17 protein-coding genes are annotated in these 21,225 nt (G+C 58.0%); 14 read left to right on the forward strand and 3 right to left on the reverse strand.

What is annotated here, in order from left to right:
- Positions 1-183 precede the first annotated feature (183 nt).
- On the forward strand, positions 184-633 hold the full coding sequence (locus Q4P78_RS02160; RefSeq protein WP_303338665.1) for a holo-ACP synthase: 450 nt from the start codon (positions 184-186) through the stop codon (positions 631-633).
- 46 nt (positions 634-679) lie between these two features.
- Positions 680-2,431 (forward strand): bifunctional ADP-dependent NAD(P)H-hydrate dehydratase/NAD(P)H-hydrate epimerase, encoded by a 1,752-nt coding sequence (locus Q4P78_RS02165; protein ID WP_303338666.1) that lies wholly within the window; start codon positions 680-682, stop codon positions 2,429-2,431.
- A gap of 93 nt (positions 2,432-2,524) precedes the next feature.
- Here Q4P78_RS02165 and Q4P78_RS02170 read toward each other — a convergent pair whose 3' ends face one another.
- The 3 genes from Q4P78_RS02170 to Q4P78_RS02180 all read right to left on the reverse strand — a co-directional run bounded on the left by Q4P78_RS02170 (position 2,525) and on the right by Q4P78_RS02180 (position 6,491).
- Positions 2,525-4,006 (reverse strand): sugar transferase, encoded by a 1,482-nt coding sequence (locus Q4P78_RS02170; protein WP_303338667.1) that lies wholly within the window; start codon positions 4,004-4,006, stop codon positions 2,525-2,527.
- A gap of 439 nt (positions 4,007-4,445) precedes the next feature.
- The gene (locus Q4P78_RS02175) at positions 4,446-5,231 is read right to left on the reverse strand and encodes a phosphatase (protein WP_303338668.1); all 786 of its coding nucleotides are present in this window, start codon (positions 5,229-5,231) and stop codon (positions 4,446-4,448) included.
- A gap of 9 nt (positions 5,232-5,240) precedes the next feature.
- On the reverse strand, positions 5,241-6,491 hold the full coding sequence (locus Q4P78_RS02180; RefSeq protein ID WP_303338669.1) for a glycosyltransferase: 1,251 nt from the start codon (positions 6,489-6,491) through the stop codon (positions 5,241-5,243).
- A gap of 115 nt (positions 6,492-6,606) precedes the next feature.
- Here Q4P78_RS02180 and alr point away from each other — a divergent pair, with 115 nt between their 5' ends.
- The 12 genes from alr (at position 6,607) to guaA (ending at position 21,170) form a co-directional block, all read left to right on the forward strand.
- On the forward strand, positions 6,607-7,962 hold the full coding sequence (gene alr / locus Q4P78_RS02185) for an alanine racemase (RefSeq protein WP_303338670.1): 1,356 nt from the start codon (positions 6,607-6,609) through the stop codon (positions 7,960-7,962).
- Between the two features lie 20 nt (positions 7,963-7,982).
- Complete coding sequence (gene tsaE, locus Q4P78_RS02190; RefSeq protein ID WP_303338671.1) at positions 7,983-8,591, forward strand: tRNA (adenosine(37)-N6)-threonylcarbamoyltransferase complex ATPase subunit type 1 TsaE; 609 nt, start codon at positions 7,983-7,985, stop codon at positions 8,589-8,591.
- A gap of 78 nt (positions 8,592-8,669) precedes the next feature.
- Positions 8,670-9,473, forward strand: a complete 804-nt coding sequence (tsaB, locus tag Q4P78_RS02195; RefSeq protein ID WP_303338672.1) for a tRNA (adenosine(37)-N6)-threonylcarbamoyltransferase complex dimerization subunit type 1 TsaB — start codon at positions 8,670-8,672, stop codon at positions 9,471-9,473.
- Positions 9,466-10,050, forward strand: a complete 585-nt coding sequence (rimI, locus tag Q4P78_RS02200) for a ribosomal protein S18-alanine N-acetyltransferase (protein WP_303338673.1) — start codon at positions 9,466-9,468, stop codon at positions 10,048-10,050. Before tsaB ends, rimI begins: the two co-directional genes overlap by 8 nt.
- The gene (gene tsaD, locus Q4P78_RS02205; RefSeq protein WP_303338674.1) at positions 10,040-11,146 is read left to right on the forward strand and encodes a tRNA (adenosine(37)-N6)-threonylcarbamoyltransferase complex transferase subunit TsaD; all 1,107 of its coding nucleotides are present in this window, start codon (positions 10,040-10,042) and stop codon (positions 11,144-11,146) included. Before rimI ends, tsaD begins: the two co-directional genes overlap by 11 nt.
- Positions 11,147-11,241: 95 nt before the next feature.
- A complete protein-coding gene (locus Q4P78_RS02210) occupies positions 11,242-12,636 on the forward strand; it encodes a class I SAM-dependent methyltransferase (RefSeq protein ID WP_303338675.1) in 1,395 nt (464 codons plus the stop codon).
- A 214-nt stretch (positions 12,637-12,850) separates the two neighbouring features.
- On the forward strand, positions 12,851-14,005 hold the full coding sequence (locus Q4P78_RS02215; RefSeq protein WP_303338676.1) for a glutamate--cysteine ligase: 1,155 nt from the start codon (positions 12,851-12,853) through the stop codon (positions 14,003-14,005).
- A gap of 120 nt (positions 14,006-14,125) precedes the next feature.
- The gene (gene groES, locus Q4P78_RS02220; RefSeq protein WP_303338677.1) at positions 14,126-14,413 is read left to right on the forward strand and encodes a co-chaperone GroES; all 288 of its coding nucleotides are present in this window, start codon (positions 14,126-14,128) and stop codon (positions 14,411-14,413) included.
- 115 nt (positions 14,414-14,528) lie between these two features.
- Entirely contained in the window at positions 14,529-16,112 is a 1,584-nt protein-coding gene (gene groL, locus Q4P78_RS02225) for a chaperonin GroEL (RefSeq protein WP_303338678.1), read from the forward strand.
- Between the two features lie 295 nt (positions 16,113-16,407).
- Positions 16,408-17,925 (forward strand): IMP dehydrogenase, encoded by a 1,518-nt coding sequence (gene guaB / locus Q4P78_RS02230; RefSeq protein WP_303338679.1) that lies wholly within the window; start codon positions 16,408-16,410, stop codon positions 17,923-17,925.
- A 174-nt stretch (positions 17,926-18,099) separates the two neighbouring features.
- Positions 18,100-19,230 carry a GuaB3 family IMP dehydrogenase-related protein gene (locus Q4P78_RS02235; RefSeq protein ID WP_303338680.1) on the forward strand — a complete coding sequence of 377 codons (1,131 nt, stop codon included), beginning with the start codon at positions 18,100-18,102 and terminating at the stop codon, positions 19,228-19,230.
- Between the two features lie 347 nt (positions 19,231-19,577).
- A complete protein-coding gene (gene guaA, locus Q4P78_RS02240; protein WP_303338681.1) occupies positions 19,578-21,170 on the forward strand; it encodes a glutamine-hydrolyzing GMP synthase in 1,593 nt (530 codons plus the stop codon).
- Positions 21,171-21,225 lie beyond the last annotated feature (55 nt).

The raw sequence follows: 21,225 nt of genomic DNA on the forward strand, positions 1-21,225 counted from the left end.
CTCAAGCCTATAAAGCACCCCGCTGTACTCGCTTCTCAAAGCGCGTGCGGCGGGGTGCTTTTCTACGTCATAAAGAGGTTCTTCAGCATAAAATCCTAGATAGAGAAGACAGATAAGGGTACACTAAAAATACACGCTCAATACCGTCCGGAGAGAGCCGGGCGCAGTACCCCAAGGAGCCCCATGATTATCGGAGTCGGCGTAGATACCGTCAATATTGAACGCTTCGCGCGCATTACCGAAGAAACCCCCGCCTTTGTCCGCCGGGTCTTCACCCCCTCAGAACGCACCCGCAACACCCGCTCCCTGGCGGTACGATTCGCCGCCAAAGAAGCCATCGCCAAAGTACTGGGCGCACCCGCAGGGCTCAACTGGCAAGATTGCGAAGTAGCAAGCACCGACGCCGGAGCCCCCTATGTGCGCGTGCGAGGCACCATTGCAGCCCGCGCCCGCGCCCTGGGGATTAACCGCATCCACCTGAGCCTGACCCACGACGAACCCATGGCTATAGCCATTGCCACCGCAGAATATTTGAGCCAGAGCGAACTGGAACACCTGCGCACCTTTAACCCCGAATCCTATGAGCTGACTGTGCTGCCGGATGAAGATAACGAACCGGTCTTTAGCCTCTAAGGGCACGTACCATAGCCCTTTCCCCGCATAATTCACAGGAGATAGAATGCTGGATATTTACACCGCCGAAGATATTCGCACCGCCGAAGCCCCCTATATTAACGTCCCGGGCTATAACGGCTACCTGATGGCGCGCGCCGCCAAAGCGCTCGCCAAAGAAACCCGCGCCTACCTCAAAAAGCGCTATAAGCATCGCGCACCCGAAAACACTCACCTGCTGCTACTGGTTGGCCCCGGAAATAACGGCGCCGACACCATCTGGGCGGGTAAACGCCTGGCGAGAAAAGGCTACCGCATTGACCTGCTACTCACCGACCCGGACGGACAGAATCTGACCCTGGCGGCAGCTGAAAGCATGGACGGCACGCGCATTATTGGCGCCGAATGGGAACAAGCCTTTAGCTGCGAAGCGCTGCAACACTACCAGCTGATTATTGACGGTGTGCTGGGCACCGGCGCCAGGGGAGCAGCCCGCGGAGTTGCCGGTCGCCTGCTGGAAAAGCTGCGTGCCCTGCAAATCCAGGATATGCTGCCCCCGGTGATTGCATGCGATATGCCCACCGGCATTGACGCGCATAGCGGCACCCTGCACGAACCCTGTCTGCGTGCTGAACGCACCGTCACCTTTATTGGACGTAAACTACCTGCAGGAACCGCTCTGGAGGCGGCTTGCGGTGAGATTAAACTCCACGATCTGGGCATTCCCGAAGCCCTCAATGACTTCTTCCCCGCGCTAATCGTACCCGAACGCCAGGACCACGCTCAGGTGCTCAGCCTGCCCAATGAGAACTCCCATAAATACACTCGCGGAGTGCTGGGAGTGCTCGCCGGAAGCGATGAATACCCGGGGGCAGCCGTGCTGACCACGCGCGCGGCAATCAATACCGGTGTGGGCATGGTGCGCTATGGATACCCCAGCCGCGAGGTGCGCTCCCTGGTGCTCGCCTCCTGCCCCGAAGCGGTCACCTTTGATGCCTCCGAAAGCCGCGGACATATTCCCGTGCAACATGTGGACGCCTGCACCATTGGTAGCGGAGTGAACTTTAGCAACGCCACCCTGCGCATGCTGCAGGACGTACTCGAATCAGATACCCCCGCCGTACTGGACGCCGGCGCCCTGGATCTGGTGGCTGCCTATTTAGCGCATAGCAGCGCACCGCTGGGTATTGAGAAAATCCTGACCCCGCACGCCGGGGAACTGGCTCGATTCTTCAATATTTTCGCTTCGGAGAACCCCACCCGGTGGAACGCCCTGCACGCAAGCGGCCTGATGCACAACCCCCTGCGTGCCGGCGCTACCATGCCCAGTAGGGAAGATATTGAAGCAGAACCCTACTATTGGGTGCGCGCCGCAGCCTGGGTCAGCGGTGCAACCGTGATGCTCAAGGGTGGTACGAGCCTGATTGCCACCGGCCCGCAAGCCAATATTTACGACCCGGCACGCGTGCAAGAACTGACCATTCTGCCGGTGGTCAGTGTACCCGGTGCAACCCCCTGGCTGGCGACCGCCGGAAGCGGGGATACCCTCTCGGGTATTCTGGGCGCCCTGCTGGCGCAGGTTGCCGCCGAAGTGGAGTCCTTCTCCCGCGCGCTGAACTATTCGCCCTCCCTGCCCTCACGTATTGCCGCTCTGGCGGTATACCTGCACGGACAGGCGGCACTGGAATCCATTCCCTGGATGCTCGGCCCGGTACCGGCAACGCGCGTGACGGAGGCTCTGCCTCAGGCTATTGCTGAACTGGCTGAGGAACTGCCCGCAAGCACAGCGTGGTTGGCTGATAAAGTCTTCAAGCACTAGAGCCTAGAAATAAAGGTGTGGGTGGGATACATAAGTATCCCACCCACACCTTTATCTACAGGAGTATATAAAACACGCAGAGGATTGAGGAGCTTAGTACGCGCCATCCTTAGCGAAGACCGCACGCACAGTACGCAGCAGAATCACAATATCGCCGGTAAGCGACCAGTTCTCCACATAGTACAGATCCAAGCGAACGGACTCTTCCCAGGAGAGGTCACTACGGCCGGAGACCTGCCACAGACCGGTAATACCGGGCTTGACCAGCAGACGACGGTAGACAATATCCTCGTACTGATCCACCTCTTCGGGCAGCGGCGGGCGCGGACCCACCAGGGACATATCGCCCACAAAAACATTCCACAGCTGGGGCAGCTCATCAATGGAGTACTTGCGGATAAAACGACCAATGGGCGTAATACGCGGGTCATTAGCCATCTTAAAGAGCACACCGTTACCCTCATTCTGGCTCATCAGCTGCTTCTTAACCTCTTCAGCATCGGTGCGCATAGAACGGAACTTGACCATGCGGAAAGAAGAACCGTTCAGACCAACACGCTCCTGGAAGAAGAATGCCGGGCCGCCATCGCGCTTAATCAGCAGACCAACCACCAGGAAGAGGGGAGAAAGAAGCAGCAGGCCCAGACCCGAAGCCACCACATCCAGGGTGCGCTTCATAAAGGCAGACAGACCGGTAATACGCGGGGTGGACACATGCACCAGAGGTACGCCGTTCAGCGGCTGAATGTGCATGCGCGGGCCGGCAATATCGGTGGTTGCGGGAGCCATAATCAGGGAAATATGGGCATCGGCAAGCTTCCAACCCAGCAGACGCAGCTGCTCCGGGGAAAGCATATGACCGTTCGAGACCGCCACCATATGAATATTATTCTCGGCAATCACGCGCATAATCTCAGAGGGGTCAGTGCTATAACCCAGTACGGGAATCGGGGCGTTATCCACCGTGGAACCGGGCTTAATGCCGGGCAGGTAGAGAGCCTCGGGAGACAGTCCCGAAGAAATTGCACCCTTAAGAGTCTTATAGAGGTGCTCACCGGTGGGCAGATCAGCAATGAGCAGTACACGAGTTAGACCGCGGCCGCGCATACGCTGACGCACCAGCTGCTGGCGCAGCAGCCAGCGCCAAAGTAGCAGCAAGCTAATACCCAGGGGGTAGGAAATCAGCATGTACATGCGGGTAATGCTGATCTGGGTAAAGAACGCAAAAATAATCAGCAGGCAGAAGAAGTAGGTGCTGCCGCGAGTAACCAGACGGTACTCTTCCAAACCCAAGCCGAGCACGCGAATATTACGCGAGCCGTTGAACTGGAGTACAAACCACCAGCCGATGGTAATGCCCAGACCCACGAAGAAGTAATCCAGGGTTGCGTAAGCGTGGCCGAGTAGGTTCAGGGGCCAAATATTGACTGGGGGCAGGTCAGCGCTCTCATTGCCGAAGCGAATGAGGTGCGAGATGACCATGGTCAGAGTAATGACCGCGAAATCGCCCAGGTAGAGGGCGCGCAAAATCTTGGGATGCCAGCTGCGCTTAGGCGTGTAGTTGGCACCCCACATGTTTTGAAGTCTTTCTTGAGCCTTCAAAGGTTCAATCTCCTGCACATATGGAATCCGAAAGTATGAACCGTATGCTTGGCGCCTCGGTGAAAAGCGCCCGGCATGACGAGGAATACGTTCTATGTCGTTTGTGTATGAGTGAGTCATTGAGCACCGCCCGCCGGAATGGTCAGGACAATGACTGAGCGGAGTTCAACGATTGGCAGAATGTCTAAAAGTACACTCTGTATCACCTATTCTAAACCGTGTTTATGCAGATGGGCGCGATATTCGGTCAAAAAATTTAAAAAGGGGACTATGACCCTGAGAACACTCAAGCACCACTTGAAGAAAGCTTGAGATAGGGCAGGCAGAGGCAAGTTGAAGGTACACAAAAGCGGGCGAGGCACACGCCCCGCCCGCCGTACGCATTTTATCCGCTCGTGCGGTATAGGCCACCCTAGCGGTACTGCTCCAGACCCGCCTCGGTAATAATAAAGTCAATCACCGGCTCGTAACGATTCGGCGGCACATTATCATCCATGGGCACGCACACCGGCAGATCGCCCTGCTCAGCGGCAACAAAAAGACCCGGATCATTACAATCGGCAATACCAATGGTCAGCAATCCCTCGGTCGATGCGGCGTAACCTGCCATACCGTGATCAGAAACCACCAGCTCAGGCAGCTGAGCGCGCTCACGCAATTGATCCAGCGCAATCTTCATCGGACCGGGAAAATGAGTATGCTGCAAATTCCCGTACTGCTCAAACATGACCACAGAGAAAATCTGGCGCACATCGCCATCCAAGAAATGCTCTCCCTGCTCAATCTCCAGCACGCTGGCACCGGCGGCACGAGCCACACGCGCCATCTCTGCATAGATCGGGAAAAGACCCGCCGGATGGCCGGTCGCAAAAAGAATACGCTTGCGCTCGCGCACCGCCTGCCCAAAAATACGGGCGTACTCGCGCAGCTGCTCAATGCACTGGGCGGATCCGATAGTGTCCTGGCCGTGAGTGTGAGAACGGTCGGGGTTCAGACCGGCGCGGCGCACCATAATCTCGAACACCTCATCCCAGCTGTACTCACGCGCACGTTGCACGCCAAATTCCAGGTGCTCATTGTGATCCAAAAAACCCTGAATATGGTCCAGATTATTCTCGCGCGGGGTCGCAACATTACCTGTAATTCGTGCTGAATCCAGGTACTGCGCGAATTCCTGATCGCTCATTGAAAAAGTCATAGCTTAAGCTTAGCGCTCGCCGGACTCTGCAACCGCAAACTGCCGGTAGTATTCCAGCAGGGAGGAGGCGGTCGCCTCCCAGGAAAAGCGGCGGGCGCGCTGTGCTGCCCGCTTACCCAGCTGCTCGCGTAAGCTCGGATTGCGTACCAGGTACTCAATGGCAGCTGCCCAGGCAGATGCAGTGCGCTCAGCAACCAGCATGCCGCTGACGTTATTTTCCACCGCGTAGCGCAGGCCGTCCGCATCGCTGGCAAGCACGGCGGCACCGCATGCCTGTGATTCCAGAGCCACCAGACCGAAGGTCTCGGAGGAAGAGGGGCAGGCAACAATATCGGCGTGCTGAAAATACTCTGCCAGCTTATGCGGAGGCGCCGAAGGGCGCAGGTACACGCGCTCTCCCAAACCCAGCTCTTCGGCTCGTCGGCCCAGGGCGCGCATATAGTCCGAGTCAATATCGCTCATCATATGTAGATCCACGCTAATATCTGCTGGAAGGTACGGCAGAGCCTCAACCAGCAGGTGCGCGCCCTTGAGCGGAGCGGCACGACCGGCAAAATACAGGCTGGATGTAGTGGAACTGCCGGCGTGATCTCGCTGAATTGAGGGTTCGGGGCGGAAAATCGAAATATCCACACCGGGAGCAACAACTGCCAGATTCTTTACCGGCACGCTGTAGTAGCGGCTAATATCTGCCGCCTCCAGCGGGGTATTAACAATGCTCAGCGCCACGGAACGGAGAATCTTTTCTTCACCCTCATAACGATAGGCGGGCTCGGCAGGTTCGTGCTCGCCGCGGCGCGCATCCTTGGTCGCGGCGGTGGTGTGCGGGGTGAAAATCACCGGAATCTCGCTCTGACCCTGCGCGCTATAACTACGGCTTATCTCCAGGGCAGTCAGCGCCGAGAGCCAATAGTGAGCGTGAATAATATCGGGGGTTTGCCGTGCAGCCTGCAAGCATCCGCGCGCGAAATCAGTAACAAAGAGGTGCTGCTCATCTCGGCTCGCCGTCTCAAAACCTGGGCACTCAATGCGGTGGGTAGCAATACGCTCAGCGTAGGGTGCCAGAGCCGCAGGCAGGGGAGATGGCTCGCCCAAAGCCAGGGTAAAGACCTCCACCTGCAGAGAATCATCCAGCGCCATCATTGCCGCCAGTGAACGGGCAATATACACATTCATACCGCCCGCGCTACCATTGCCCGGCTGCGCGAAGGGATCGGTGTGCATAGAGATAATATGCAGGGTGAGATGAGAGGAAGACATATATACACTCTACCGTTTCTGCTCTGGCGCGAAGTGCTACCAGAGGACATAGTCCACCCTGCACGCTATACCCAAGAGCGTACAATAGGGGTAGAAATCCCGAGAAAGGCGCACCATGACCGGCATTGACGAAATCTATCTGCCCGAGCTTAACCCCTTCGAGCCCGAACGCTATGCCCTGATTGATTTGGACGCCGTGGAATCCAATGTGCGCCATATTAAAAGCCTGATTGGTGACCGCAGCCTGATTGCCATTATCAAGGCGGATGCCTACGGTCACGGCGCTCCCCAGATTGCGCGCGCCGCTCTGGCAGCGGGTGCCGATATGCTCGGACTGGTGCACGCCGCAGAAGCAATTGAATTGCGTGACTGGGGTATTGATGCGCAGATGATTGCCTGGCTGCACACCCCGCACACCGACTTTATGCGAGCTATCCTCAGGGATATTGCTTTGGGCGCCTCCGGTTGGGATCTGGACGCTATTGCCCGTGCCGCTCACAGTGTCGGAATGCGAGCGCGCGTACACCTCAAGCTCGATACCGGTCTGGGACGCAATGGCTCCACCCTGGAGGAATGGCCCAAGCTGGTCCAGCGCGCCCTGAAATACCAGGAAGCTGGATTGATTGCCGTAGAAGGTATTTTTAGCCACCTGGCGGTTGCTGATGAGCCCTGGAATGCCGAAACCACCGTGCAGATTGCGCGCCTGCTTGAGGCTGTGCGCGATGCCGAAGAACTCGGGCTGGATAGGGAGTCGCTGATGGTGCACCTGGCGAATTCCCCGGCAACTCTTGCTGCCTCGATTCCCTCCCACTATGGGGATCTGGCTCTGGAAGATGCCGTACGCTGCGGTTTGGCACTCTACGGTCTGTCCCCCTTCTACCCGCGCCACAGTGCCGAGGAATTGGGTCTGAAGCCCGCTATGACTGTGGGTACCTTTGTTAGCGCAGTTAAAGAGGTTCCTGCAGGTCAGGGTGTCTCGTACGGTCTGCGCTATCAGACCGAGGAGCCGACCACTCTGGCGCTAATTCCCATGGGCTATGCTGACGGTGTGCCGCGCGTGGCAGAAAATGCGCCCGTGCGTCTGTACCCTTCCGGGGCTCCTGCGCGTACCGTGCGCGTGGTGGGTCGCATTGCTATGGATCAGATGGTGGTTGATTTGGGCGAGCCCGGTCTGAGTGACCCGTCCTACGGCTATTTGGGTGCTCGTGCGGTGCTTTTTGGTGCCGGAGAAGACCCCGCGGTGGAGGAATGGGCGGATGCTGCCGGCACCATTAACTACGAGATTGTGACTCGTATTTCTTCCCGAGTTGAACGCGTGTACACCGGTGGTTCTGAGCACTCTGAGGAGCTTCTCTATGACCCCATTCAGGATGAGTCTCCTATTAATGAAGAATTCCTAGCCGCTTGGTTGGAGTGGCAACAGGACGACAATATTTCCGATAGCGATACCGATTCCACCTCGAACGCCTAGCCCCTGACTCAAGGATTACCATGAGCTATATTTCTCCCGTTCTTTCCCTGGATATTAGCGGCCCCGAGCATACCCGCGCCCTGGCTCTGGCCCTCGCCCCGGCACTGCACGCCGGCGATTTGCTGCTGCTCTCGGGGGAACTTGGCGCGGGCAAAACCACCTTCACCCGCTCCCTGGGTGAGGGGCTGGGCGTGCGCGAAGGTGTTATTTCCCCGACCTTTGTGCTCTCGCGTGTGCACCCCAATCTGCCCGATGGTCCGCGCCCGGGCGGTCCCGATTTGGTGCATGTGGATGCTTACCGCCTCTCCAGCGCCGAGGAACTGGACGATCTGGATTTGGAATTCTCTATGGATTCCTCGGTGACCGTGATTGAGTGGGGCCATAACAAGGCTGAGCACCTGAGCGATTCCCGCCTGGAGCTGGACTTTACTCGTCTGAGCGGAGAAGATGCCGATAGTCTCTACGCCGGGGGAGAAGAGTTCAGCTGGGATGACGATGAGGAAGAAGAGGGAGACTCGGAGCTAACCGATGTGCCCGAGCCTCGCCTGCTGCGCATTCAGGCTTTTGGCCCGCGCTGGCAACAGAGCTTTGAGCAGCTGGCGCATACTTTAGGTGCGGTTCAGGGCTAGAGAAGGGTGGGGAGCTATGGTTCACCCTCAGAGATGGCTTGAGCTCTATAGTTAGCCCGGGCGCGCTAGAATAAAAGAATGCTTCTTCTTGCTCTAGATTCTTCCTCCACCGCCTCTGTTGCTCTGGCACGCCTGAGCCCCGATGAACATACCGGGTACCGGGTTGAGATTCTTGCCAGTCGCGAAAGCGAAGACACCCGCTCCCACGCTGAGCTCATGGCTCCTTTTGTGAGCGAAGTGCTGCAGCAGGCGCAGGTGCGCCCGGAAGAGCTGGATGCGATTCTCACCGGCACGGGACCGGGTCCCTTTACCGGTTTGCGCGCGGGTATTATGACTGCCCGTACCCTTAGCTTCGCATGGTCCAAGCCGCTATTCGGCCTGATGAGCCTGTACGCCCTGGCTGAGCATGTTTATGCCGACTCTGAGCTGAACCAGCAGGCAGCGGGGCATGAATTTATGGTCGCCAGCGATGCTCGCCGCCGCGAAATCTACACCGCTCTCTTTAGCATTACCGAGAACGGATATTCTTGTATTTCCGGCCCGAGTGTGCACCCCGCAGCTCAAGCACCCGCCGTGGATATCTACGGATACGGTGCCGGACTCTACGAGCAGGCGCTGAGCGAGATCGGCGCTCGCGTGCAGGCAGGGGAGAAGGGCAGCTATAGCGCCCTGCACCCCAATGCGGAAGATTTGCTGCGTGCTGCCGCGCGTATTGCCTTCTCGAACGGTTTTGATGAGAGCCTGAATGCCTTGAGCAACAATACGAGCGCCCTGTACCTGCGTGAATCTGACGCAAAGGTACCCGCCTCCATGCTCGCCCGAGCCCAGGCAGCAGGCTCCCACAAGCTAAGCTCTCAGAAGGCAGGCGCTTCGAGTGAATAATAGTGAGCACCCCGTAATTCCGCGCAAGATTGGTGCAGAGGGTAATACACCGGTCATTCTGGATTACGCTACCCTGCACGATCTTCAAGCTATCCACGAGCTGGAACTGGCGCTCTTTCCCGAGGAGCCCTGGAGCATTGATATGTTCCTGGAAGAGATCCAGCACGAAACCCGCACCTATTGTGTGCTGCGCGAGGGGGAGAGCATTATTGGCTACGCCGGAGTGATGGTCGTTGCAGATACCGCTGATGTGCAAACAATTGCCGTTATCCCTAAACGTGAGGGCAGGGGCTACGGCCGCCTGCTGCTGAACACCCTGCACCAGCTGGCGCAGACCCAAGGCGCCGAGCGCATTCTGCTGGAGGTACGCGCCGATAATCCGCGCGCCCAGCAGCTCTATCTGCGCAATGGATACACGCAAATTCACCTGCGTCGCGGCTACTACGAGGACGGCCAAGATGCGCTGATTATGATGCACGAATTCGCCCCCGCCGAGCAGCACACAGCACAGGATAGCTACGAAACGAATCCCTACGCCGCCCAATACCTGCACCGAGGAGAATCCCATGTCTACTAAGAACACCGAACCCCTGATTCTGGGCATTGAATCCTCCTGCGATGAGACCGGTATCGGCATTGTCCGAGGTTCAACCCTGCTGACCAATACGGTCTCCTCTTCCATGCAGGAGCATGTGCGTTTTGGCGGTGTGATTCCTGAGATTGCCTCCCGCGCTCACCTGGACGCCATGATTCCCGCCCTGCAAGCGGCGCTGGATGAGGCGCAGGTAAGCCTGGAGGATATTGACGCCATTGCCGTCACCGCAGGCCCGGGTCTTGCCGGTGCCCTGATGGTTGGTGTGTCTGCCGCCAAGGCTCTGGCTATCGCTACCTCCAAACCGCTGTACGGTATTAACCACCTGGTGGCTCATGTGGGTGTGGGTCTGCTGGATGATAATGGTACCGATGAGGGTGCCGCCCTGCTGGAAAATGCCCGCGAGGGTGGTCTGGGTGCCCTGTTGGTCTCCGGCGGTCACACTGAGATTTTGCAGGTGCGCGATATTAGCTCCGATGTGCGTCTGCTGGGTGCAACCCTGGATGATGCCGCCGGTGAAGCGTACGATAAGGTAGCCCGTCTGCTGGGTCTGGATTACCCGGGTGGCCCGGCGATTGACCGCGCCGCAGCTGAGGGAGACCCCAAGGCTTTTGCTTTCCCGCGTGGTCTGTCCAATCGTAAGTTTATGGGTACAGCTGAGGAGCCGGGTGCGCACCGCTACGATTTTTCCTTCTCTGGTTTAAAGACCGCGGTGGCTCGCGTGGTGGAGGGCTATACTGCCCGCGGCGAGGAGCTGCCCATTGCCGATATTGCCGCCTCTTTCCAGGAAGCGGTGGTAGATGTTATCACCAAAAAGGCTGTGCTGGCGTGCCGTGAGCAGGGTATGAACACTCTGCTGCTCGGCGGTGGTGTGGCGGCTAATTCGCGTCTGCGCCAGCTGCTGACCTCGCGTTGCGCTTCGGCGGGTATTCGCTTGATTATCCCCAAGTTCACCCTGTGTACCGATAATGGCGCTATGGTTGCGGCTCTGGGCTCTCGTTTGGTGCAGGCGGGCCGTGAACCCTCGGGTATTGATTTCACCACGGATTCTTCGCTGCCGGTGACCACCGTGTGCTTCTAGAGTCTTTAGCCCGTTTAGGCACGTTTAGCCCGGTTAAACCTGGGCTAAACGTGCTTAAACGGGCTTTTTTCTATCCGGCTCGATAGACTAACACTATGACTATTCCCGCTCCCTTTGAGCCCGCACCCGAGCTGAACCTCAGCGATGATATGCTGCAGGCAGCCGCGCAGCTTTACCCCTACACCCCCGATAGCGCGCTACAGGCTGTGAGCCGTTTACGCGAGCGCTTTAGCCAGGAGGAGAGCGCGCGCATCCTTTCCCTGGTGCAGGCACGCACTAAGGGCGAGGCGAAATTTGGGGAGTATGCGCGGGAGCTCATGCTTACTGAGCACGGTGTGGAGCAGGCGAGCCGCCCGGTGATTGCCCGCTATCATGCGGAGTTTCTTCGGGCTGCCGGGGCGAGCGTAATTGCCGATATAGGCTGTGGAATTGGCGCTGATTCTATGGGCTTTGCCCGTAACGGTCTGAACACCGTGTCCATTGAGATGGACCCCGACACCGCCAGCTATACCGCGCAGAATCTTCGTTTTTCGCCGCAATCGCAGGTGCTGGTGGGCGATGGTACTGCAGCCTATGATCTGCTGGCTCAGGGTGCGCTCACCAATACCTCCGGAGAAGCCGTAAACGCCCTGTGGCTGGACCCGGCACGCCGTGAATTGAGCGGGACTCAGGGTGCGCGCACCGAGCGTATTTTTGACCCGGAAGCCTATTCCCCACCCTTTTCCTTTGTGCTTAAGCTGGCTCGTTTGGGTCTGCCCATGGGCGTGAAAATGGGACCGGGAGCGCCCCACGAGGCGATTCCTTCCCCCGAAGAGCTGGTCTCTGAGCGTAATCCGCACCCGAGCGTGCAGGCTCAGTGGGTGCAGCACGGGGGAGATTTGGTGGAGCTGGTGCTCTGGTTCAATTGCTCGCCTGCCGCCTCCGATAGCCCGCAGGAGGGCGCAAACTATAGCGCCCTCATTATTTCCGGCGATACGGCTGCCGGTCACAATCTTGAGATACAGCGCCTTTCCGGCATTCCGGATGATCTGATCCAGGAGAGCCCCCTGGAAGAACAGGAGCATTCCCTCCCCAAAACTGTTCTTCCCGCACCCGGCGATATTATTTATGAACCCGGTGCTGCGGCGGTGCGCTCGCATTTGGTGACCACTCTTGCCGAGCAGATTAACGCCGAGTTTATTGACCCGAATATTGCCTACCTGCGCGCTGAGAGTTACACACCCACTCCCTTCGCTAAGGGATACCGCGTGCTGGAACAGATTCCCGTTCAAGATAAGGCACTCAAGAAATGGGTTAAAGCTCGGGGCTTTACAGCTCTGACCATTAAGAAGCGCGGGGTTGATATTGTGCCCGAGAAACTGCGTGCTCAGCTGCTTGCCGGCTCCAAAAAGAAGAAAGAGCACAAGCATGCAACCCTGATTTTTACGCGTGTGGGGCAGGGCTCTGCGGCTCAACGCTATGGCTGGTGGGTTGAGCCATTGGAGCATTAGCGCTCTGCGCGTGCTCGGCTGGGATAGGGCGTATACAGATGCCGCGCCAGCCTTCTTCGGCCTTCCCCAGTGGCGTTTTGCGCTAGCGTTATTGTGAATCTGAGGGTCTTTTGGCTAATTTTGCCCGTATTCTGCTTTGATTTAGGTAGGCAATACTTTGAGTGTGAGCTTGACCGCGTAGAATATAAGAGCATACAGACTCAAGGAGTATATTTTGGTTTCTTTTGCTGCTTCGGCTCAGTCTACGTTGGGCGTTGAGTGGGAGATCGCTCTGATCGATGCGCAGACGGGCGAGCTGGTTCAGCGCGCCCCGGAGTTGCTGAAGCGCGTGGAGCGTGAGCACCCGGATTTATTGGTGGCCTCTTCGGAGCGTGCTCACCTGACGGGTGAGTATTTGCAGAATACTCTTGAGGTGGTCACGGGCGTATGCACCACGGTGGCTCAGGCTATGGCTCAGCTGCGCGATATTATCTCGGTGATTGAACCCATGATTGAGGATATGGGCGTTGAGCTTTACGCAGCCGGAACCCATCCCTTCTCCCTGGCGAAGGATCAGCCGCTGACCGATAAGGAACGTTACTACCGTGTACTCGATCGTTCCCAGTACTGGGGTCAGCAGATGATTATTTACGGCGTGCACGTGCATGTGGGTGTGGCTCAGCGTGAGCATGTGCTGCCTCTGATCGATATTTTCACGAATTATTGCCCGCATTTTATTGCGCTGTCGGCTTCTTCCCCTTTCTGGGAAGGCACCGATACCGGCTATGATTCTCAGCGCACTATGATTTATCAGCAGCTACCCACTAATGGTCTGCCCTTCCACTTTGGTAGCTGGGATGAGTACAGCGATTATCTGGAGTCTCTGGTGGCGACCGGTGTGATTTCTGATTCCAGCGAGGACCGCTGGGATGTGCGCCCCGTGCCGCGCTATGGAACTATTGAGATGCGCTATTGCGATGGTATGGCGTCCCTGCCGGATATTTCTGCTGTGGTGGCTCTGACTCAGTGCCTGGTGCATGAGCGTGTGCAGCGTCTGAAGAGCGGGGAGAGTTTTGAGCCTTTGGCGCCTTGGCACGCTCAGGAGAATAAGTGGCGTGCTGCCCGCTTCGGCTTGGATGCGCAGATTATTGTTTCTAATGGCACGGCTCCCCAGCAGATTTCCCTGCGTGAAGATCTGCGTAATCTCGTTGAGCAGCTGCGCCCGACCGCGCTCGAGCTGGATTGTGAGATTGAACTGAACCATGTGCTGAGCATTCTTGAGCGCGGTAATGCGGCGCATCGTGCTCGCCAACTGGCTGAATCCGGCGCTTCCCTGCCTGAAATCGCCCTGGATTGTGCAGCTCAAACTCGCACTGCGCCTCTGCGCTAGAGACCAGTTCCCCTGAGTGCGAAACGGGCGTGCGGTGGCGGTGTTTTTCTTGACCGAATGCCCGCAGCTCTCTAAAGTTAAGCACAGAATATTTATCGCTATTTCAAGGAGAAAAGCACCATGGCTATTAAGCCCCTGGAAGACCGCGTTGTCATTAAGATCGAGCAGGTTGAGCAGACCACCGCTTCCGGTCTGGTTATCCCCGAGACTGCTAAGGAAAAGCCGCAGGAGGCTCGCGTTGTAGCTGTGGGTCCGGGTCGCGTGGACGATAAGGGCAACCGCATCCCCGTTGATATTGCTGAGGGCGATGTTGTGGTCTTCTCCCGCTACGGTGGCACCGAGGTGAAGTACCAGGGCGAGGAGTACCTGATTCTCTCGGCTCGCGATATCCTTGCGATTGTTGACTAATAACGGCTGTTAATGCGCCGGGCGTTGAGGAACGTTCCGGCGCATTGCGCGCATATTGCCTCTGTGTGCTCACGTGCTGCACTAGCGCGCATTCTATATTTCAGGAGAAAAATTTATGGCTAAGCAGCTGGAATTTAATGATGCAGCTCGCGCCTCCCTGCAGGCTGGCGTGGATAAGCTGGCTAATGCTGTTAAGGTGACTCTGGGTCCGCGCGGCCGCAATGTTGTGCTGGATAAGAGCTGGGGCGCCCCCATTATTACCAATGATGGTGTCTCCATTGCTCGCGAGATTGAGCTGGATGACCCGTACGAGAATCTGGGCGCTCAGCTGGCTAAGGAAGTTGCCACCAAGACTAATGATGTTGCCGGTGACGGCACCACCACCGCAACTGTGCTGGCTCAGGCTCTGGTGAATGAGGGTCTGCGCAATGTGACTAGCGGTGCTGCTCCTTCGGAGATTAAGCGCGGTATTCAGGCTGCTGTTGAGGCTGTTTCCGCTCGCCTGCTGGAGAACGCCCGCCCGGTTGAGGGTGCTGAGGTGGCTCATGTTGCCGCTATTTCCGCTCAGTCTGAGCAGATTGGTCAGCTGCTGGCTTCGGCTTTTGAGAAGGTCGGCCAGGACGGTGTGATCACCATTGAGGACGGCTCTTCCACCGAGATCGAGCTGGACATTACCGAGGGTATGCAGTTCGATAAGGGCTATCTCTCGCCCTCTTTCGTAACCGATCCCGAGCGCGGCGAGGCTGTGCTGGATAATAGCCTGATTCTGCTCTACCAGGGCAAGGTTTCCACTCTGGCTGAGACCATGCCCCTGCTGGAGAAGGTTGTTCAGGCTAAGCGTCCGCTGACCATTATTGCTGAGGATGTTGACGGCGAGGCTCTTTCCGCTCTGGTTGTGAATAAGCTGCGCGGCACCATTAGCGCTGTGGCTCTGAAGGCTCCCGGTTTTGGCGATCGTCGCAAGGCAATCATGCAGGATCTGGCGATTCTGACCGGCGGTACCGTCATTACCGGTGAGCTGGGTCTGGATCTGCCTCAGGTGACTCTGGAGCACCTGGGTTCGGCTCGTCGCGTGACCGTGACCAAGTCTCACACCACCATTGTGGATGGCGGGGGCGACCCGGCTGCTATTGAGGACCGCGTGCAGCAGCTGCGCTCCGAGATTGAGCGTGTGGATTCCGAATGGGATCGCGAGAAGCTCAAGGAGCGCCTGGCTAAGCTTGCCGGTGGCGTGGGCGTTATTAAGGTGGGTGCTGCTACCGAGGTTGAGGCTAAGGAGCGCAAGCACCGCATTGAGGACGCTGTCTCCTCCACCCGTGCGGCTCTGGAAGAGGGCATTGTGTCAGGTGGCGGTTCGGCTCTGGTTCACGCTCTGAAGGCTCTGGATTCTCTTGAGCTTGAGGGTGAGGCTGCTGTTGGTGTGCAGATTGTGCGCCGCGCTCTGGTTCAGCCTCTGCGCTGGATTGCTGAAAACGCGGGCCAGGATGGGTATGTGGTGGCTTCTAAGGTTGCTGAGATGCCCGTTGGTCACGGTTTCAACGCTAAGAGCGGCGAGTATGAGGATCTGGTTGCTGCCGGTGTGATTGACCCGGTGAAGGTGACTCGTTCGGCTCTGGAGAATGCTGCTTCTATTGCGGCTCTGGTTCTGACTACCGAGGCTTTGGTTGTTGAAAAGCCTGAGGAAGAAGACCAGGACTAATATGTGATGATACGGCGCGGGAGGCGCACGCTTGGCGTGTGTTCCCGCGCCGTGTTCTTCCCCGCTCTCGCCCCCTGTATTCCGGTGCTGTGTATGCCGCAGGAGTGGGGAGAGGCTCCCAAACAGCAATAACTTTACATGTAAAGTATTTGTTGTTATTATTAATCCATCAGATTAACCCGATAGGTCGAGATATTAGAGTTCGACAAAAAGGGTTACACTAGAATTAACAACTATATCCTTCGCGGGTGCTCATCGAATTCCGCGAAAACACGGCTCTGAAAGGTATGCGGCAATGACCCTCCCCACCGCCCTGCAGGAAGATCCCTTCGGCTTCACCGGCCTGACCTACGACGATGTGCTGCTGCTGCCCGGCAACACCGACGTCATCCCCAGCGAGGCAGACACCTCCACCAAGCTCTCCAAGCGCATTACCCTGAACTCTCCGATTATCTCGGCTGCAATGGACACCGTGACCGACTCGGAAATGGCAATCGCTATGGCACGTCTGGGCGGTCTGGGCGTTATTCACCGCAACCTCTCCATCGAGGACCAGGCTGCACATGTTGACCGCGTTAAGCGCAGCGAATCCGGCATGATTACCAACCCCGTGACCATCAACGCTGACGCAACCATCGCAGAGTACGACCAGATTTGCGGCTACTACCGTGTCTCCGGTCTGCCCGTGGTCTCCGAAGAGGGCGTGCTGGAAGGCATTATTACCAACCGCGATATCCGCTACCTGGCACGCGTGGACTTCCCCGCAACCAAGGTGCGCGATATTATGACCGCAATGCCCCTGGTTACCGCTAAGGAAGGCGTCTCCAAGGACGAGGCATTCCGCCTGATGAGCGAGAACCGCATTGAGCGTCTGCCCCTGGTGGACGACTCCGGCAAGCTGGTCGGTCTGATTACCCTCAAGGACTTCGTCAAGACCGAGCAGTACCCCCGCTCCACCAAGGACGAAGACGGTCGCCTGCGCGTGGGTGCAGCTGTTGGCTTCTTCGGCGATGGCTACGAGCGCGCAATGAACCTGGTCGAGGCTGGCGTGGACGCTCTCTTCGTGGACACCGCAAACGGTCACTCCCAGGGCGTGCTGGACATTATCGCCCGCCTGAAGAAGGATCCCGCAGCAGCACATGTTGATGTGATCGGTGGTCAGGCAGCAACCCGTCTGGGCGCACAGGCTATTATTGACGCCGGCGCTGACGGTGTGAAGGTCGGCGTTGGCCCGGGCTCCATCTGCACCACCCGCATTATTGCAGGCGTGGGCGTACCCCAGATTAGCGCTATCAACGAGTCCGCAAAGGCAGCAATCCCCGCGGGCGTGCCCCTGATTGCTGACGGTGGCATGCAGCACTCCGGTGAGATCGGCAAGGCACTGGTTGCCGGCGCTGACTCCGTGATGCTCGGTTCCCTGCTGGCAGGCACCACCGAGTCCCCCGGCGAGCTGATCTTCATGGACGGCAAGCAGTTCAAGGCATACCGCGGCATGGGCTCCCTGGGCGCAATGCAGACCCGCGGTAAGAACAAGTCCTACTCCAAGGACCGTTACTTCCAGGCTGATGTTTCCTCCGAAGAGAAGCTGATCCCCGAGGGTATTGAGGGTCAGGTGCCCTTCCGCGGTCCTCTCTCCGCTGTGATTCACCAGCTCGAGGGTGGTCTGCGCCAGACCATGTTCTACGTGGGTGCTCACACCATTGATGAGCTCAAGAACAAGGGTCAGTTCGTTCGCATTACCCCGGCGGGTCTGCGCGAATCTCACCCGCACGACATTATGATGACCGTTGAGGCTCCGAACTACCGCGGCTAAGAGGTCATAAGCCCCATATTCCGGTATTCCCTTCCCCGCTGTGAGCGGGAGAAGGGGGTGCCGGATTTGGCGCGTTTACCGTCCTGAAGATATTGGTTGGGCGGTATGCTTAGATAGAGCGGGCTTTCCCGCGTATGCGCTGCACCGGCAGCATGAAACGATAGGATTGATAAGATGTCCGAGATTCAGATTGGCCTGTCCAAGCGGGCACGTCCCACCTACTCCCTGGACGATGTGGCACTGGTGCCCACTCGCCGTACCCGCGATCGTCGCGATGTCGATACTTCCTGGCAGATTGATGCGTTTAAGTTCGATACCCCCATTATTGGTGCTCCCATGGACTCGGTGATGTCCCCGGAGACCGCTATTGCTCTGGGCAAGCTGGGCGGTCTGGGCGTGCTGAACCTGGAGGGTCTGTGGACCCGCTACGAGGATCCTCAGCCGCTGCTGGAGGAGATTGTGGAGCTGCCCGAAGCAGACCCCGCTTCTGCGACCACCCGTATGCAGCAGATTTACGCTGAGCCGATCAAGCCCGAGCTGATTACCGCTCGTCTGGAGCAGATTCGTGATGCCGGTGTGATTGTTGCCGGTGCGCTGACCCCGCAGAATACCCAGGAGCACTACGAGACCGTGGTCAAGGCTGGTGTGGATCTCTTTGTGATTCGCGGTGCTTCCGTCTCTGCTGAGCATATTTCGTCCTCCCACGAGCCGCTGAATTTGAAGAAGTTCATTTACGAGTTGGATGTTCCGGTGATGGTTGGTGGCGTGGCTGGTTACTCTCAGGCTAAGCACCTGATGCGTACCGGTGCTGCCGGTGTGCTGGTTGGTTTTGGCGGCGGTTCCGCTCAGACGACTCGCCAGGGTCTGGGTATTTCTGCTCCGATGGCTACCGCTATTGCCGATGTTGCTGCGGCTCGTTCGGACTACCTGGATGAGTCCGGTGGCCGCTATGTGCATGTGATTGCTGACGGTTCCTTGGGTCGTAGCGGCGATATGGTGAAGGCTCTGGCTTTGGGTGCAGACGCTGTGATGGTGGGCGCTCCTCTGGCTCGTGCTACCGAGGCTCCCGGTCAGGGTCTGTACTGGGGCAATGAGGCGCATTCTTTGGACTTCCCGCGCGGCGTGCGTACCCACCTGGGCACCGTGGGCAGCCTGGAAGAGGTTCTCTATGGCCCCTCGCACCATGTGGACGGTACCAGTAATATTGTGGGTGCGTTGAAGCGCGCTATGGCTACCTGTGGCTATTTGGAGCTGAAGAAGTTCCAGAAGGCTGAGATTACTCTGGTGCCTGAGCACCGCGGCTAAGAGCTTCACTAAGCATAAATAGAAGGGGGGGCGTTTCCTGACTACAGGAAACGCCCCCCTTTATATGCGTATGAGCTTTTAGGTGCCGGTGTATTCGCTCATGGCCGGAGAGCTGATAAACCTTCGATTTCTCGCGGCCTTCTAGACCGACTTCCCGGAGGGCTTCGCGCAGGTCTTCCTGAGTCGGATACAGGGCTTTGGGAAGCACGCTCAGGGGTAAGAGGATATTATTCGAAAGGTTCTCGCTTTCCACCAGAGCGTGGGTGTTCCTGGGGAACTGAACACGGTAGAATAGAATCAAGAACGCGCACCCGCGTGCGCGCCCGTCCAAGAGTTAAGGTAAATCCGTGACTGATACTCAAAGCCCGGCGCTGGTAGAGCGCCCGGTTCTGGTCGTAGATTACGGTGCACAGTACGCGCAGCTCATTGCTCGCCGCGTGCGTGAAGCCGGTTTCTACTCCGAAATCGTCCCCCATTCCATGAGCGCCGAAAAGATGCTCTCCAAGAACCCTGCAGCCATTATCCTCTCCGGTGGCCCCTCCTCCGTATACGCGGAAGGCGCCCCCAAGGGTGAACGCGCACTCTTCGAAGCTGGCGTGCCCACCTTCGGCATCTGCTACGGCTTCCAGGTGATGGCACAGACCCTGGGTGGCACCGTTGCCCAGACCGGTCTGCGCGAATACGGCGCAACCGACGCAACCCTGTGCGTGCTGGATGATCCCTCCTTCCTGGCAGGTACCCCCGAGGTGCAGAACGTGTGGATGTCCCACGGCGATTCCGTGACCGAAGCCCCAGAAGGCTTCGAGGTTCTGGCAACGACCCCCGGCGCTTCCGTGGCAGCATTCGTGGACCGTGAGCGTAAGCTCGGCGGCGTGCAGTGGCACCCCGAGGTCAAGCACTCCAACTACGGCCAGAAGGCACTGGAGAACTTCCTCTACAACGTCGCAGGTCTGACCCCGACCTGGTCCACCGGCAATATTATTGAAGACCAGGTAGCAAAGATTCGCGAGCAGGTCGGTAGCGACCGCGTGATCTGCGCACTCTCCGGCGGCGTTGACTCCTCCGTAGCAGCAGCCCTGGTACATAAGGCTGTTGGCGATCAGCTGACCTGCTTCTTTATTGATCACGGTCTGCTGCGTGCCGGCGAGCGCGAGCAGGTGGAGCAGGACTACGCCTCCACCATGGGTATTAAGGTCATTACCATTGATGAGTCGCAGCGTTTCCTCTCGGCTCTGGAGGGCGTGACCGACCCTGAAACTAAGCGTAAGATCATTGGCCGCGAATTCATTCGCTCCTTCGAAGAGGCACAGCGTCAGCTGATTGCCGAAGCGGGCGAAGAAGGTGCAGACATTAAGTTCCTGGTGCAGGGCACCCTCTACCCGGACGTCGTTGAGTCCGGTGGTGGCGAAGGTACCGCGAATATTAAGAGCCACCACAATGTGGGCGGCCTGCCTGAGGACCTGACCTTCGAACTGGTGGAGCCCCTGCGCACCCTGTTCAAGGATGAGGTTCGCGCCATTGGTCGCGAGCTGGGCGTTCCCGAGAAGATCGTGGCACGTCAGCCCTTCCCCGGCCCCGGCTTGGGTATCCGCATTGTTGGTGAAGTAACCTTCGAGAACCTGGAAACCCTGCGCGCAGCAGACGCCATTGTGCGTGAAGAGCTGACCGCAGCTGGCCAGGACGAGCACATCTGGCAGTGCCCCGTGGTTCTGCTGGCTGGCGTTCGCTCCGTGGGTGTTCAGGGTGATGGTCGTACCTACGGCCACCCGATTGTTCTGCGCCCGGTCTCTTCGGAAGACGCTATGACCGCTGACTGGTCGCGTCTGCCCTATGACCTGTTGGCTAAGATTTCGAACCGTATCACCAACGAGGTGAAGGATGTTAACCGCGTGGTTCTGGACGTAACCTCCAAGCCGCCGGGAACCATTGAATGGGAGTAATCTCCTAAGGTTCGCTGTCATTGAGCGATAAAGAATCCCCGTACCGTTCACCGGT

Source organism: Rothia sp. (in: high G+C Gram-positive bacteria), from assembly GCF_030540545.1.
Classification (GTDB): domain Bacteria; phylum Actinomycetota; class Actinomycetes; order Actinomycetales; family Micrococcaceae; genus Rothia.

Bases quoted from the DNA above. Each gene is read 5' to 3' on its own strand.
- Q4P78_RS02160 (WP_303338665.1), top strand. From the start codon at position 184: ATGATTATCGGAGTCGGCGTAGATACCGTCAATATTGAACGCTTCGCG.
- Q4P78_RS02165 (WP_303338666.1), top strand. From the start codon at position 680: ATGCTGGATATTTACACCGCCGAAGATATTCGCACCGCCGAAGCCCCC.
- Q4P78_RS02170 (WP_303338667.1), bottom strand. From the start codon at position 4,006: ATGTGGGGTGCCAACTACACGCCTAAGCGCAGCTGGCATCCCAAGATT.
- Q4P78_RS02175 (WP_303338668.1), bottom strand. From the start codon at position 5,231: ATGACTTTTTCAATGAGCGATCAGGAATTCGCGCAGTACCTGGATTCA.
- Q4P78_RS02180 (WP_303338669.1), bottom strand. From the start codon at position 6,491: ATGTCTTCCTCTCATCTCACCCTGCATATTATCTCTATGCACACCGAT.
- alr (WP_303338670.1), top strand. From the start codon at position 6,607: ATGACCGGCATTGACGAAATCTATCTGCCCGAGCTTAACCCCTTCGAG.
- tsaE (WP_303338671.1), top strand. From the start codon at position 7,983: ATGAGCTATATTTCTCCCGTTCTTTCCCTGGATATTAGCGGCCCCGAG.
- tsaB (WP_303338672.1), top strand. From the start codon at position 8,670: ATGCTTCTTCTTGCTCTAGATTCTTCCTCCACCGCCTCTGTTGCTCTG.
- tsaD (WP_303338674.1), top strand. From the start codon at position 10,040: ATGTCTACTAAGAACACCGAACCCCTGATTCTGGGCATTGAATCCTCC.
- Q4P78_RS02210 (WP_303338675.1), top strand. From the start codon at position 11,242: ATGACTATTCCCGCTCCCTTTGAGCCCGCACCCGAGCTGAACCTCAGC.
- groES (WP_303338677.1), top strand. From the start codon at position 14,126: ATGGCTATTAAGCCCCTGGAAGACCGCGTTGTCATTAAGATCGAGCAG.
- groL (WP_303338678.1), top strand. From the start codon at position 14,529: ATGGCTAAGCAGCTGGAATTTAATGATGCAGCTCGCGCCTCCCTGCAG.
- guaB (WP_303338679.1), top strand. From the start codon at position 16,408: ATGACCCTCCCCACCGCCCTGCAGGAAGATCCCTTCGGCTTCACCGGC.
- Q4P78_RS02235 (WP_303338680.1), top strand. From the start codon at position 18,100: ATGTCCGAGATTCAGATTGGCCTGTCCAAGCGGGCACGTCCCACCTAC.